The 13,370-nt window shown below is 66.8% G+C and carries 17 protein-coding genes and 1 tRNA gene; 5 read left to right on the top strand and 13 right to left on the bottom strand.

The window, feature by feature from the left end; genetic code table 11:
• Positions 1 to 150: 150 nt before the first annotated feature.
• Positions 151 to 227, bottom strand: a tRNA-Met gene (locus ABC347_RS01340).
• Between the two features lie 141 nt (positions 228 to 368).
• On the opposite strand from ABC347_RS01340, the gene ABC347_RS01335 reads away from it, so the two are divergent.
• Positions 369 to 1,601 (top strand): NAD(P)/FAD-dependent oxidoreductase, encoded by a 1,233-nt coding sequence (locus ABC347_RS01335; RefSeq protein ID WP_413243987.1) that lies wholly within the window; start codon positions 369 to 371, stop codon positions 1,599 to 1,601.
• A gap of 48 nt (positions 1,602 to 1,649) precedes the next feature.
• Positions 1,650 to 2,057 (top strand): DUF3775 domain-containing protein, encoded by a 408-nt coding sequence (locus ABC347_RS01330; protein ID WP_413243986.1) that lies wholly within the window; start codon positions 1,650 to 1,652, stop codon positions 2,055 to 2,057.
• Between the two features lie 3 nt (positions 2,058 to 2,060).
• Here ABC347_RS01330 and ABC347_RS01325 read toward each other — a convergent pair whose 3' ends face one another.
• Genes ABC347_RS01325 through ABC347_RS01315 form a run of 3 tightly spaced genes read right to left on the bottom strand, consistent with a single transcriptional unit; the run spans position 2,061 to position 3,720 of the window.
• The gene (locus ABC347_RS01325; RefSeq protein WP_413243985.1) at positions 2,061 to 2,570 is read right to left on the bottom strand and encodes a 2'-5' RNA ligase family protein; all 510 of its coding nucleotides are present in this window, start codon (positions 2,568 to 2,570) and stop codon (positions 2,061 to 2,063) included.
• Complete coding sequence (locus ABC347_RS01320) at positions 2,567 to 3,115, bottom strand: PRC-barrel domain containing protein (RefSeq protein WP_413243984.1); 549 nt, start codon at positions 3,113 to 3,115, stop codon at positions 2,567 to 2,569. The genes ABC347_RS01325 and ABC347_RS01320 overlap by 4 nt, the downstream gene beginning before the upstream one ends.
• Positions 3,115 to 3,720 carry a nucleotidyltransferase family protein gene (locus ABC347_RS01315; protein ID WP_413246975.1) on the bottom strand — a complete coding sequence of 202 codons (606 nt, stop codon included), beginning with the start codon at positions 3,718 to 3,720 and terminating at the stop codon, positions 3,115 to 3,117. Before ABC347_RS01315 ends, ABC347_RS01320 begins: the two co-directional genes overlap by 1 nt.
• A 30-nt stretch (positions 3,721 to 3,750) precedes the next feature.
• Between ABC347_RS01315 and ABC347_RS01310 the strand changes: the two genes are divergently transcribed.
• Positions 3,751 to 4,419 carry a glutathione binding-like protein gene (locus ABC347_RS01310; RefSeq protein ID WP_413243983.1) on the top strand — a complete coding sequence of 223 codons (669 nt, stop codon included), beginning with the start codon at positions 3,751 to 3,753 and terminating at the stop codon, positions 4,417 to 4,419.
• Between the two features lie 26 nt (positions 4,420 to 4,445).
• On the opposite strand, the gene ABC347_RS01305 is transcribed toward ABC347_RS01310, so the two are convergent.
• Positions 4,446 to 6,377: a potassium transporter Kup gene (locus ABC347_RS01305; protein ID WP_413243982.1), complete on the bottom strand. Its 1,932-nt coding sequence runs from the start codon at positions 6,375 to 6,377 to the stop codon at positions 4,446 to 4,448.
• A 123-nt stretch (positions 6,378 to 6,500) separates the two neighbouring features.
• Entirely contained in the window at positions 6,501 to 6,944 is a 444-nt protein-coding gene (locus tag ABC347_RS01300; protein WP_413243981.1) for an Lrp/AsnC family transcriptional regulator, read from the bottom strand.
• 127 nt (positions 6,945 to 7,071) lie between these two features.
• Between ABC347_RS01300 and ald the strand changes: the two genes are divergently transcribed.
• Positions 7,072 to 8,166 carry an alanine dehydrogenase gene (gene ald / locus ABC347_RS01295; protein WP_413243980.1) on the top strand — a complete coding sequence of 365 codons (1,095 nt, stop codon included), beginning with the start codon at positions 7,072 to 7,074 and terminating at the stop codon, positions 8,164 to 8,166.
• Between the two features lie 46 nt (positions 8,167 to 8,212).
• The gene (locus ABC347_RS01290) at positions 8,213 to 8,431 is read left to right on the top strand and encodes a DUF3072 domain-containing protein (RefSeq protein WP_413243979.1); all 219 of its coding nucleotides are present in this window, start codon (positions 8,213 to 8,215) and stop codon (positions 8,429 to 8,431) included.
• Between the two features lie 113 nt (positions 8,432 to 8,544).
• On the opposite strand, the gene ABC347_RS01285 is transcribed toward ABC347_RS01290, so the two are convergent.
• The 7 genes from ABC347_RS01285 to ccmC are packed head-to-tail and all read right to left on the bottom strand — an operon-like array spanning position 8,545 to position 13,311.
• Complete coding sequence (locus ABC347_RS01285; protein ID WP_413243978.1) at positions 8,545 to 9,165, bottom strand: tetratricopeptide repeat protein; 621 nt, start codon at positions 9,163 to 9,165, stop codon at positions 8,545 to 8,547.
• Positions 9,165 to 9,572, bottom strand: a complete 408-nt coding sequence (locus ABC347_RS01280) for a cytochrome c-type biogenesis protein (protein WP_413243977.1) — start codon at positions 9,570 to 9,572, stop codon at positions 9,165 to 9,167. Before ABC347_RS01280 ends, ABC347_RS01285 begins: the two co-directional genes overlap by 1 nt.
• Complete coding sequence (locus tag ABC347_RS01275; RefSeq protein WP_413243976.1) at positions 9,569 to 10,093, bottom strand: DsbE family thiol:disulfide interchange protein; 525 nt, start codon at positions 10,091 to 10,093, stop codon at positions 9,569 to 9,571. The genes ABC347_RS01280 and ABC347_RS01275 overlap by 4 nt, the downstream gene beginning before the upstream one ends.
• Positions 10,090 to 12,009 (bottom strand): heme lyase CcmF/NrfE family subunit, encoded by a 1,920-nt coding sequence (locus ABC347_RS01270; RefSeq protein ID WP_413243975.1) that lies wholly within the window; start codon positions 12,007 to 12,009, stop codon positions 10,090 to 10,092. The genes ABC347_RS01275 and ABC347_RS01270 overlap by 4 nt, the downstream gene beginning before the upstream one ends.
• Positions 12,006 to 12,470, bottom strand: a complete 465-nt coding sequence (gene ccmE / locus ABC347_RS01265) for a cytochrome c maturation protein CcmE (protein ID WP_413243974.1) — start codon at positions 12,468 to 12,470, stop codon at positions 12,006 to 12,008. Before ccmE ends, ABC347_RS01270 begins: the two co-directional genes overlap by 4 nt.
• Positions 12,467 to 12,595, bottom strand: coding sequence for a hypothetical protein (locus tag ABC347_RS01260; RefSeq protein WP_413243973.1), 129 nt, complete (start codon positions 12,593 to 12,595; stop codon positions 12,467 to 12,469). The genes ccmE and ABC347_RS01260 overlap by 4 nt, the downstream gene beginning before the upstream one ends.
• Complete coding sequence (gene ccmC, locus ABC347_RS01255) at positions 12,592 to 13,311, bottom strand: heme ABC transporter permease CcmC (protein ID WP_413243972.1); 720 nt, start codon at positions 13,309 to 13,311, stop codon at positions 12,592 to 12,594. The genes ABC347_RS01260 and ccmC overlap by 4 nt, the downstream gene beginning before the upstream one ends.
• Positions 13,312 to 13,370 lie beyond the last annotated feature (59 nt).

Raw genomic sequence — 13,370 nt, 5'->3', positions numbered from 1 at the left:
GGGGCGGGCAGCATCGCTGGCATTGCGCGACGTTAAGCGATCGAGCGCGCCCGCGCAATTAGTGAGGCGGCCTCCATTGCGAGCGCCGACCGCGCCCCGATGCGAGTGGCGACCGATCTGGGAAGATTCACGCCTAAGTCTGCTAGGTGATGGTAGCGGAGGAGGGACTTGAACCCCCGACCCCAGGATTATGATTCCCGTGCTCTAACCAGCTGAGCTACTCCGCCACGCTTGTCGGGCCCCCGGAAGGGCCATCGCCGAAGCGAGAGCGCGCCTATAGGCACCGCTCCCGCAAGGGTCAACTGGCATGGCGCGGGCTCTCGCGCTACGGGCAGGGGCGACTCGCGGAGACGATGAGGGAGAGGGTGTTGGAGCGTTACGATGTCGTGATTGTGGGGGCCGGCCATGGCGGCGCGCAGGCCGCGCTGATGCTGCGCCAGCGCAAGTTCGCCGGCACCATCGCGATGATCGGGGACGAGCCCGAGCCGCCCTATGAGCGCCCGCCGCTGAGCAAGGACTATCTGTCCGGCGACAAGCCGTTCGAGCGCATCCTGATCCGTCCCGCCGCATTCTGGTCCGAACGCGATGTCGCGCTGCTGCTGGGCCGGCGCGTGACCGCGGTTGATCCCGCAGCGCATAGCGTGACGACTGCGGATGGCGCGACGATCGGCTATGGCACGCTGATCTGGGCGACGGGCGGCGCCCCCCGCCGGCTGATCTGCAGCGGCCATGATCTGCGCGGGGTGCACGGCGTTCGCACCCGCGCCGATGTGGATCGGATGATGGACGAGCTGCCGGCGGTGAACCGCGTCGTCGTGATCGGCGGCGGCTATATCGGGCTGGAGGCGGCTGCCGTCCTGACCAAGCTCGGCAAGCCCGTGACCGTACTGGAGGCGATGGACCGTGTGCTGGCCCGCGTTGCCGGCGAGCCGCTGTCGCGCTTCTACGAAGCCGAGCATCGCGCGCACGGCGTGGACGTGCGGCTGTCGGTTTCGGTCGACTGCATCGTCGGCGAAAATGGCCAGGCGACCGGCGTGCGGCTTTCCGACGGCGAGATCGTGCCTGCCGACATGGTGATCGTGGGGATCGGCATCGTGCCGGCGGTCGAGCCGTTGATCGCGGCCGGGGCCGAGGGCGGCAACGGCGTCGCGGTCGATGCCCAGTGCCGCACCAGCCTGCCCGACATCTTTGCGATCGGCGACTGCGCGGCCCATGCCAACGGCTATGCCGAAGGCGCCACCATCCGCCTGGAATCGGTGCAGAACGCCAACGACCAGGCCACGATCGTGGCAAAGGCGATCACCGGCACCGAGGAAGCCTATGATGCGGTACCCTGGTTCTGGTCCAACCAATATGACCTGCGGCTGCAGACGGTAGGGCTTTCGACCGGGCATGACGCAGTGGTGGTGCGCGGCGACACCGCGGCGCGCGCCTTTTCCATCGTATATCTGAAGGGCGGCCGGGTGATCGCGCTCGACTGCGTGAACGCCACCAAGGATTATGTGCAGGGTCGCGCGCTCGTCACCGGGCGGCTGTCGCCCGATCCCGCGCAGCTGGCCGATGCGACGGTGCCGCTCAAGGAGATCGCGACGGGAACCTGATCGGGCGATGCGCGGTTACGCTGCCAAACCCAGGTGCAGGAGGCCGCGTTGGAACTTACCGTGTCACTCGAGACGATCTGCCGGCTGATCGTGCGTGCGCGCGAACTGGAGGCGCAGGTTCCCGGGCTGACCGCCGACGAGGAGGAAGATCCGCTCGACGCCGACGACGACCGCGCGGTGCTGGAAGACGAGACCAACGAGGCTGTCGAGGACGAGGTGCGCGCACTGCTGGACGATCTGGCCGATGACGAGATCGCCGAGGTTCTGGCGCTGGCCTGGGTCGGGCGCGGCACTTATGACGCTAGCGAGTGGGACGAGGCGCTGGGCGAAGCCGGCGACACCGCCGCCGAGCCCCCGATCGACCAGCTAATGGATATGCCGATGCTGGCCGGCTATCTGGATGCCGGGCTCGCGGCGTTCGAACTCAGCTGCGAGGGCATCGGCCAGATCGACTGAGCGTCAGCCGTGGAACGCATGGCGTGCGATCAGATCCCAGCCGGGACCGCGATAGCGCCATAACGCCAGGCCGGTGATCGAAAGCGGGCGCGGCGCGAACCCGGCTTGAAGCGTGGCTAGCAGCGCGCGAGCCGTTGCCGGGTCCACCTTGTTCTGGATCGTGATGTGCGGCCGCCAGCCGGCCTGATCCTGCAGCGTGAGCGATCCGACGAAGGCTTCCGCCAATTCGGCCCGGATCGCCACCAGTGCGGCACTCTCCACCTTCAGCGCGACGCCGCGGCCGAGCGACATCGGGCCGGGAATGCGCGCGTCCGGTCGCGGGCTGCGAGCGATTCCGGCGAGGCGGCGATCGAGTTCGTCGGCGGCGGACGGCGGCAGGTGATGGAACAGCGTCAGATGCGCCGAGAGATGATTGCGCTCGGGCGGGAAATGGATGCGGCGCAGATTGTCCGCCCAGGCGAAGTCCGCGGTGCCGAGCGTCGCGGTGACGATGATCGGCGCCGCATCGATCATGCTTCGGCGCGCGGCAGCCGGACGAGCGCGGCGGCATCGAGATCGGTGGTGATCGCATCATCGCCCATCCGGGCATCATGCCATGGCAGCTTGTGGAGAGTCTCCCCCACCCCGCCCACCCCACCGGCACGCACGATCAGGAAACCGATCTTGCCGGCCTCGCAGGCGACCAGTGCATCGACCGCGTGCGCGATGGTGGCCCCGCCCCGCCCCTTCACGACCAGCCCGGCCAGGCCGGAAACCGCGAACCGGCTCGGCTCCTCATTGCAATGGCTTTCCTCCTCGGCCGCCTGTGCCGAGTCGGCGAACTTCGCCTGACGTCCCAGCCACCGCCAGATGCCCACGATGTTGACGAGCGTGAGGAAGCCGTTGGCCAGCAGCAGATTCTGCTGGCCGCTGCCGACCGCCACCGCGATCCAGGCGAGCGATCCGACCGTGAATACGACGAAGCCCCATCCCGTCACGCGGGCGCCGAGATTGGCCGCCGTCATCATGGCCGCGATCATCGTCGCGGCAGGCGCGATCCAGCCAGCTATGTCTTCCATCAAATCCCCCTCGGCCGCGGCCGATCGATATCGAGCACGGCACCGCCCGATGCGGGAGGCATCGCGGTCCGAGCGCCGATCAACGCGCCGAACCCCCGATCGCCTCGCAGCTTGCGCAAGGTTAGCGCACTCGGCCGGGCGAGCAGCACCGGATGGCCCGGCTGCCCGCGGTGGATCGGGCGGGCGGCAGCGAAGCCGGGTCGCAGGCGCGGGACAAGCCGCGTGGCCACCGCGGGCGGCACTGCGGGCATATCGCCAAGCACGATGAACGCGCTGCGTTCATGACGGCGCATCGCAGCCAGCCCGGCGCGCAGGCTGGCAGCAATCCCCGAGCGGTGATCGCGCGCGTGGACGAGATCGATCGGTCGGCGGCCGCGTCTTGCCAAGGCCGAAATCCTCAGCCGATCATGGCCGGTGACGAGGATCACCCGGGCCGCCGGCGCCGCATGCGCGATCCGCAGTGCCTGCAGCAGCAACGGCGCCCCCCGCCAGCGCGAAAGCAGCTTGTTCGCCCGCCCGAATCGGCGCGAGCTGCCAGCGGCCAGCACGATCGCGACCCGGCCCGGCACTGGCAATCGCGCGCGCGGCGATCCATCTTCAGGCATCGGCTTCACCGCGAACGGAGTTAGCCCGCCATGATCGACCTGTATACCGCCGCCACGCCCAACGGCTGGAAGGCCACGATCGCGCTTGAAGAACTGGCGCTACCCTACACGCCGCATTTCCTGTCGCTTGGCGCGGGCGAGCAGAAGCTGCCCGATTTCATCGCGATCAATCCCAATGGCCGCATCCCCGCGATCGTCGATCGCGATCTGGGCGGCCATCCGCTCTTCGAATCGGGCGCGATCCTGATCCACCTGGCGGAAAAGGCCGGGCGGCTGCTGCCGACCGAACCCAAGGCGCGCGCCACCGTGCTGTCCTGGCTGATGTGGCAGATGGGCGGGCTCGGCCCGATGATGGGACAGCTGAACGTGTTCCGAAACTATTTCCCGGAGAAGCTGCCGGCCGCGATCGATCGCTACGATCGCGAAGTGAATCGGTTGTTCGGGGTGCTCGACCGGCAGCTGGCCGAGCATATGCATGTGGCCGGCGCCGATTACTCGATTGCGGACATCGCCTGCTACCCATGGGTGGCGGGGCATGACTGGTCGGGCGTCAGCCTCGATCCCTATCCGCACCTCGAACGCTGGCGCCATGCCGTCGCCGCGCGCCCCGCCGTGGCCAAGGGCATGACCATCCCGCCACGGCAGACCGATGCCGAGCGCGCGCAGGCGATGGAGAATGCGAAGAAGATATTGGTGTAGACGATCCTCCCAGTCCCGGGGAGGATCTAGATTTCGACCTGGCTGCCCAGTTCCACCACCCGGTTGGTGGGCAGCTTGAAGAATTCCATCGCGCTTTCCGCGTTGCGCAGCATCCAGGCGAACAGCTTCTCGCGCCAGATCGCCATGCCCGGGCGCGACGAGGGCAGCAGCGTCTGTCGGGCCAGGAAGAAGCTGGTATCCATCATCTTGAACTGCGCGCCGCAATTCTGCGCCTTGGCGAGCGCGGCGGGCACGTCCGGATCCTCCATGAACCCGTAGCGCAGCACCATCCGGTAGAAGCCCTGCCCCAGGTCCTCGAGCGCGATCCGATCCTTGCCGCCGAAGTATGGGACGTCGTCAATCTTCACGGTCAGCAGAATCACGCGTTCGTGCAGCACCTTGTTGTGCTTGAGGTTGTGGAGCAGCGCATGCGGCACCCCATCGGGCGACGAGGTCATGAACACGGCGGAGCCGGGGACGCGCGCAGCCGAATTGGCCGCCGACTTCACGAACACCGCGATCGGCATCGCCGCCTCGCGCATCCGTTCGATCATCAGCTGGCGGCCCTTGGCCCAGGTGGTCAGCAGCGTGAAGGCGCAGAAGCCGATCAGCAGCGGGAACCAGCCGCCATCGGGCACCTTGGTAAGGTTCGCGGCCAGATAGGCGGCATCGACGAGGAAGAACAGCAGCAGCAGCGCCGAGGCCAGCAGCTTGTTCCACTTCCACAGATTGTAGAGCACCACCGCGATCAGGAAGGTGTCGATGAACATCGCGCCGGTCACCGCGATGCCATAGGCCGCCGCCAGGTTGCTGGACGATTTGAAGCCGAGCACCAGCAGGATCACCATCACCATCAGCGCCCAGTTGATGACCGGGATATAGATCTGCCCGGCGGCGGCGCTGGAAGTGTGGACGATGCGCAGCCGCGGGATGAAGCCGAGCTGGATCGCCTGCTGGGTGACCGAAAAGGCGCCCGAGATCACTGCCTGGCTGGCGATGACGGTGGCCAGCGTCGCCAGGATGACCAGCGGCAGGCGCATTTCGTCAGGCGCTAGGAAGAAGAACGGATTGTGGATGATCTCGCTCATCGCGGCGGGTGGCGTGTGCATCAGCATCGCGCCCTGGCCGAGATAGTTGATCATCAACGCGGGTAGCACGAACACCAGCCATGAGACGCGGATCGGATTGCGCCCGAAATGCCCCATGTCGGCATAAAGCGCTTCCGCACCCGTCACCGCCAGCACCACCGATCCCATCGCGAGGAACGCGGCCAGCGGATCGTATCGGAAGAATTCGAACGCGTAGGCCGGGTTCAGCGACCAGAGGATCGACGGATCGTCGGCGATGTGGATCAGCCCGAGCACCGCCAGGACCACGAAATAGACCAGCATGATCGGACCGAACAGCAGCCCTACCTTGGCGGTGCCGCGCGACTGAATCATGAACAGCGCGATCAGGATGCCGACCGAGATCGGCAGCACCAGTGGCGCGAATCGCGCCTCCACCACGGTGATCCCTTCGACCGCCGACAACACCGACATGGCCGGGGTGATCATGCTGTCGCCATAGAATAGCGCGGTCGCGAACACGCCCAGCAGGATGATGCCCTTCGTCCAGCGCTTGCCGCTGCCCGATTCGCGGTTGATCAGGGCCAGCAGCGCCAGGCTGCCGCCTTCCCCCTTGTTGTCTGCCCGCATGATGATGGTGACATATTTCAGCGTCACGACCAGCATCATCGACCAGAAAATCAGGCTGAGCACCCCGAAGATGTGCAGCGCATCCGGATCGAGCGGATGATGGCCGGCGAAGGTTTCGCGGAAGGCGTAGATCGGGCTGGTGCCGATATCGCCGAACACAACGCCGACCGCGCCAACGCACAGCTTGATCAGACCATCGGCCTGATGGTGGCCTGCAGGGGCGGGCGAAGCCGTGGCACCGCCCGCGGCATCAACGCTCATCGAGAATGTCGCTCAGAGGACCGCATCGACCCAGGCATGCTCCATCGCCGGCAGCGAGACGCCGACAGGCGCGGCCCCCTACCACCGTCCATACCGCACCGCAACGCGGCAGGGCAACGCCCGTCATGGCCGCCGCATGACCTCCCGGATCACGAAGTGGGACGCCAGCCGCACCACGCCCGGCAACTGCGACAGCGTCTCGCGGTGGATCCGCTCGAACGTGTCGCCCGCCACGATCTCGACATGCACGAGATAGTCGGCCTCCCCGCTCATCAGGAAACATTCGACGACTTGCGGGCAATCGACGATCTCGCGTTCGAACGCCGCCATCGTCTCCTGCCGCTGATCCTTCAGCGTGACGTTGACGACGACGACGCTGGGGTTGCCGCGCGCCTGCCGCGAAAGGATCGCACGATAGCCGGCGATGGCCCCGCTCTCGCGCAACTGGGCGACACGGCGATGGGCGGCGCTGGCTGAGAGACCGACACGGTCGCCCAGCCCAGCGCTGGTCAGTTCCGAATCGCGGGACAGCAAATCGAGGATCCGGCGGCTGATCGGGTCGTGCATTCTTATCCCGTTCTTAGGTTAGATAACGCGACGAGATTGCATGACTGGTCAGCAAACGCGAACATTATGCGAAAACATCGACAGCGAAGCGCTGTATAACAAGTGAAACGCTCGCGGGAGAGACATGATGCGCGTCGGTGTGCCGAAGGAAATCAAGAATCACGAATATCGCGTTGGGCTGACCCCGCCATCGGTGGCGGAACTGACCGCGGCCGGACACGAGGTGATCGTGCAAACCCAGGCCGGATCGGGCATCGATTTCGAGGATCAGGACTATATCGATGCCGGCGCGCGGATCGTGGCCGATGCGCCCGCGGTATTCGCGCAGAGCGACATGATCGTGAAGGTGAAGGAGCCGCAGCCGTCCGAGATCGCGCTGCTCGAATCACGCCACCTGCTGTTCACCTATCTCCATCTGGCGGCGGACAAGCCGCAGGCCGAAGGTCTGATGAAGTCCGGCGCGACCTGCATCGCCTATGAGACGGTCACCGCCGCGCGCGGCGGGTTGCCGCTGCTGAAGCCGATGAGCGAAGTCGCCGGCCGCATGTCGATCCAGGTGGGCGCGCATTATCTGGAAAAGGAACAGGGTGGTCGTGGCGTACTGCTGGGTGGCGTGCCCGGCGTGGCACCCGCCAAGGTCGCGATCCTGGGCGGCGGCGTGGCCGGCGTGAACGCAGCGCAGATGGCGGTCGGCATGCGCGCCGACGTGACGATCTACGACATCAGCAATGATCGCCTGGCCGAGCTGGACATGTTCTTCTCCAGCCAGATCAAGACGGCCTATGCCTCGAAGGCGGCGATCGCGGCGGCGGTGAAGAATGCGCATCTGGTGATCGGCGCGGTGCTGATCCCGGGCGCTGCGGCGCCGAAGCTGGTGACCCGTGACATGCTGAAGACGATGAAGCGTGGATCGGTGCTGGTCGACATCGCGATCGATCAGGGCGGCTGTTTCGAGACCAGCCATGCCACCACGCATGAGGATCCTGTGTTCGAAGTGGACGGCGTGATTCATTACTGCGTGGCCAACATGCCGGGCGCGGTGGCGCGCACCTCCGCCTTCGCGCTGAACAACGCCACGCTGCCGTTCGCGCTTAAGCTGGCGAACCTGGGCGCGGAGGCCGCGATGGCGGCGGATCCGCACCTGGCGATGGGGCTGAACGTCTCCGGCGGCAAGATCCGCCATCAGGCGGTGGCCGAAGCACTGGGACTGCCGTTCAATTGAGCGGAACGGATTGGGAACATCGTCGTTCTGCTCCCGACCGAGGAGAATGACGATGTCCACCAATCCGAAGACCGAGCCGACCTCCAACGCCGAGAAGGATCCGGACGACTGGACCACCGGCGACGAGCCGATGACCGGCGCGCAGGCAAGCTATCTCAAGACGCTGAGTGAAGAAGCCGGTACCGAGTTCGACGACACGCTGACCAAGGCGGACGCGTCCAAGGCGATCGACGCGTTGCAGGAAAAGACCGGGCGCGGCGTGTAGACCCCGCTTACGTCATCCCGACAAAAGTTGGGATCCAGAATAAAGAATGCCACGATTGGAACTCTGGATTCCGGCTTTCGCCGGAATGACCGTTGCTGTCAGGGCGACTCCAGTCAGCGCCCCTGCCCCGCCTGCATCTGGGCAAGCCGTGCTTCCAGGTCCGCCCGCCATGGCGCATTGGGTGGGGATTTCGCGAGCAGTCGCTGCCAGACATCCGCCGCCTGATCGGTCTGGCCGGACTGGGCGAGCGCAAGCCCGAGGAAGAATGGGGGGCCGGGATGATCCGGGCTGATCCGTGCCGCTCGCTCGAAGGCGAATTGGGCCGCGGGCGACATCATTCCGTCATTGTGGATCACGAACGCATTGCCGAGGCCGACCCAGAGATCGGCGTTGTTCGGCTGCTTCTCCAGCGCACCCTTGATGATCCCGATCGCATAGCGATCCAGGCCTTGGCGATGAAACGCATCGGCGGCGTCCAGCACCTGCGCGGCGCTGCCGAACTTCTCCATCACCTTGTCGCGCTCGGTGGCGAAATCGCCGTCGGGTCGCGCCTGATCGGCGGGCGGCGCAGTCGGGCTGCCGGCCAGACCGGGCTGCCCCTGCCAGGCATAGCCCGCCAGCCCGATCAGCAGCGCTGCGCCAAGCAATTCGATCGACCCCTTCGGAAAGCGGCCGAACCGCCACAGCAGCCCGCCGGTCAACAGCGCCGCCCCTGCCATCAGCACCCAACCCATCAGCCGCGCCTCCGCCGGAACCGGCCCCGCGCGAGCCACAGGCCGGCCGCGATCAGCAGGATCGGCAGCGCCCAGAGCGGCGCGGTGGCTGCCGACAGCGGCGGATCATAGGTGACCCAATCGCCGTAGCGCTGGACGAGCCAGCTGCGGATCACTTCGGGCTCCTCCCCGGCCGCAATCCGACGGCGGACGAGCGCGCGCATGTCGCCCGCCATCTCGGCATCCGAATCCGCGATCGACTGGCCCTGGCAGACCAGGCAGCGCAGCGTTTCCATCAGCGCAGTCGCCTTCGCTTCCTGGCGCGGATCGGCGAGCTGCTTGTTGGCATATTCGGCCGGCGGCAGCGTGGAATCCGCCAGCGCAGGCGCGGTCAGCGCCAACGCAACTACGAACAGGATCCGCCTCATTTCGCGTCCGCCAGCTTCTGCAACAGCATCGGCAGATGTTCCGGACGGATCTCGCCAACATGCTGATAGCGCACGATCCCGCGGCCATCGACGATGAACGTCTCGGGCACCCCGGCCGAGCCGAGCGCAAACTGCACGCTGCTGTCGCGATCCGATCCGATCCGATCATAGGGATCGCCATATTGCGCCAGGAAGCGTGCGACATCCTGCGGCTGATCGCGGATCGCGACGCCCTCGATCCTGACGCCGGCGAGCTTCAGCTGTTCCAACTGCGGCGCTTCGACCCGGCACGGCAGGCACCAGCTGGCAAAGATGTTCACCAGCCGCGGCTGGCCGACCAGATCGGTGCTGGCGAGGCCGGGGCGGCCCTCCTGCGCGGGCGGCAGATCGAAGGCGGGGATCGGCTGGCCGATCATCTTCGACGGAATCGTCCGGCCATCCTGGCGTGTCAGCCCGATCCCGACGACGACCGCGAACAAAGCAAACAGTGAGAGCGGCAGCCAAAGCGCGACGCGGCTCATGCGTAACCCTCACGCAGCGCCGGCTTGCGTTCGCGCCGCACGCGCCCGATCAGCGACAGCAGCCCGCCGAGCGCGACGAGCCCGCCGCCGAGCCAGATCAGCGTCACGAACGGCTTCCACCACAGCCGCAGCTGCCAGCGACCCTGCTCGTCCGGCTTGCCCAGCACCAGATAGAGCTGACCATCCACTGCGGTGCGGATCGCCGCCTCGTTGGTTTCGGTCGGCGGGGTCGAGAACATCCTCGCCTGCGGCTTCATTTCCCAGCTCGACCCGCCACGAGACACTTGCAGCGTCGCTTCGAGCGCAGTCCAGTTCGGCCCAGCTACCGGCTGCACGTCGGTGAACTTCACGCTGTACGGGCCGACCGCATGGCTTTCACCGATCCGCGAGGCGACGAGCACTTCCTTGGTGAAGGCGCTTTCGCAGGCCATTCCCGCCAGGCTGACCGCGATGCCGAAATGCGCGATCACCATCCCCCAGGTGAACAGCGGCGTGCGGCGCAAATTGCGCTTCCACAACGGTGCGACGCTGCCCGCCCCCACGCCGATCGCCAGCACCAGGCCCAGGAAAGGCAGGATATGGAGCGGCGGCAGCAGCGCGACGACGGCCAGCAGCGCAAGCGCTGTGATAAGGACCGGCCCTGCCATCCGCATCAGCACGGCCTTCGCCTCGTCACGCCGCCAGCGCATCAGCGGGCCGGCGACCATGATCGCGACCAGGATGAGCGCGACTGGCCCGGCGGCGGCGTTGAAATAGGGCGGACCAACCGAAAGCTTACCGCCCGTCACCGCCTCCACTCCGAGCGGATAGAGCGTGCCGACCAGCACGATGCCGAGAATGGCGGAGAGCAGCAGGTTGTTGGCGACGAGCGCGCCTTCGCGGCTGACCGCTTCGAACGTCGATCCCTCGCGTACCGTGCCGACGCGCAAGGCGAACAGCAGCATCGCGCCACCGATGTAGATCGCCAGCAGCGCCAGGATGAAGGAGCCGCGGGTGGGATCGACCGCAAAGGCATGGACCGAGGTGAGGATGCCCGACCGGACGAGGAAGGTGCCGACCATGCTCATCGAGAAGGCGACCACAGCGAGCATCACCGTCCAGGCGCGCAGCCCGTCGCGGGTGGCGAGAACGGTGCAGGAATGGAGCAGCGCGGTCGCCGCGAGCCAGGGCATCAGCGAGGCATTCTCGACCGGATCCCAGAACCACCAACCGCCCCAGCCCAGCTCGTAATAAGCCCAGTAACTGCCGGCGGTGATGCCGAGCGTGAGGAAGATCCAGGCGCCCAGCACCCAGGGCCGCATCGCGCGGGCGAAGGCAGGGCCGACATCGCGGGTGACGAGCGCGCCGACCGCGAACGAGAAGGCGATCGAAAGCCCGACATAGCCGAAATAGAGGGTCGGCGGGTGGAAGGCGAGGCCGGGATCCTGCAGCAGCGGGTTCAGGCCATTGCCTTCGGCCGGGGCCGGGAAGATGCGATCGAACGGATTGGAGGCGAACAGCAGGAAGGCGTAGAAGCCGAGCCCGATGAACGCCTGCGCGGCCAGCGTGGCGAGCAAAGTGCGATCCGGCAGCCGCCGTTCCAGCAGCGCGACAGCGCCGCCGGAGACAGCCAGCACAGTGACCCACAGCAGCATCGAGCCTTCGTGGTTTCCCCAGGCCCCAGCAAATTTGTAAAGCCAGGGCTTTGCCGAATGATCGTTCGCGACCACCAGCGACACAGTGAGATCGACGCGCAGGAACAGCCAGATCAGCAAGCCGAACGCGCCGGCCGAAAGCACCGCCTGCGCCACCGCGATCGAGCGGACGGGCCGCATCATGCCTTCCTGGCCGGCGACGCCCATCGCGCCCATCGCCAGCTGCAAAGCGGCCAGCGCGGCGGCCAACCAGAGCAGCGCGAGCCCTGCCTCGGCGATCATGTGGTATTGGCTCCCCTGGCCTTGACGGACGTATCCAGGCTCTCGCTTTCGTGCATCTCGCCCGCCACCTGCGGCGGCATGTAGCGCTCATCATGCTTGGCAAGGATGTTGGTGGCGACGAACCGGCCATCGGCCGCGAAGCTGCCTTCGGCCACCACGCCGCTCTTTTCCTTGAACAGATCGGGCACGATGCCAGTGAAGGTGACGGGCACGGTCTCGCGCCCATCGGTCACCACGAACCGCACCGTCAGCCCGTCACCATCGCGCTCGATCGACTTGTCCGCCACCATCCCGCCGAGCCGAACCGCGCGGCCGGGCTCGACATGATCGCGCTTGGCGTCGGTCGGCGTGTAAAACAGAGAGGCGTTGTCGCGCAGTCCCGACAGCGCGAGGAAACCCGCGCCGACGATGGCGACAAGCGCCAGCAGCGCCAGGGTCAACCGCTGATGCTTGGGCTTCACCGGCGGCCGATCTCGTCTGCCCGGCGTTCGGCGCGGCGCATCGCGGCGTAGCACCAGCCAACGATGCCGGCGGTGCCGCCCAACGCAAGCGCATAGGCCGCGATCACGAACGCCCAATGGTTCATTGCTCGGCCATCCGCCGCAAGCGCGCTTCGACCTTGGCATCGGCCAGCAGCGCGCGCATCCGCATCAGCACGATCGCGCCGAACAGCAGCGAGAAGCCGAGTACCGCCAGGCCGAGGGGCCACAGGATCGATCCGTCGATGGTCGACCCGCCGGTGATGGTGATGCTCGATTTCTGGTGGAGCGTGTTCCACCAATCGACCGAATAGCGGATGATCGGGATGTTGATCGCGCCGACCAGCCCGAACACCGCCGCCACCCGGTTGTCACGCCCGCTGGCCGAAGAGGCCCCCGCCAACGCGATATAGCCGAGATAGAGGAACAGCAGGATCAGCATCGACGTCAGCCGGCCATCCCACTGCCACCAGGTGCCCCAGGTCGGCCGGCCCCAGATCGATCCCGTCGCCAGGCAGATCGCGGTGAAAAGCGCACCGGGCACCGCGATCGCACGCGCGGCGATCGCTGCCAGCGGGTGCCTCCAGACGAGCTGCATCAGGCTGGCGATCGCGATCCCGGTCCAACCGCCCATGCCCAGCCAGGCGGCCGGCACATGAACATACATGATCCGCACCGTCTGACCCTGAAGATAGTCGGCCGGTGACAGGAACAGGCCCGCGCCGCACGCCGCCGCCACCAGCGCCGCGCCCAGCCAGCCCAGCCATGCGGTCAGCGGGCGGGCAAGGCCGAGGAAGCGGGTGGGATTCGCATAAGCGTGCATGGTCGGGGGCAAGCTGTAATCCAGCTTCGCGGCGTGCGGAAGAGGCGTTGCCGTGCGCG

This window comes from Sphingomonas canaveralia (genome assembly GCF_047238125.1).
In the GTDB taxonomy this organism is placed as follows: Bacteria; Pseudomonadota; Alphaproteobacteria; order Sphingomonadales; family Sphingomonadaceae; genus JBDFMH01.
This window is presented reverse-complemented; position numbering and strand designations above follow the sequence as displayed.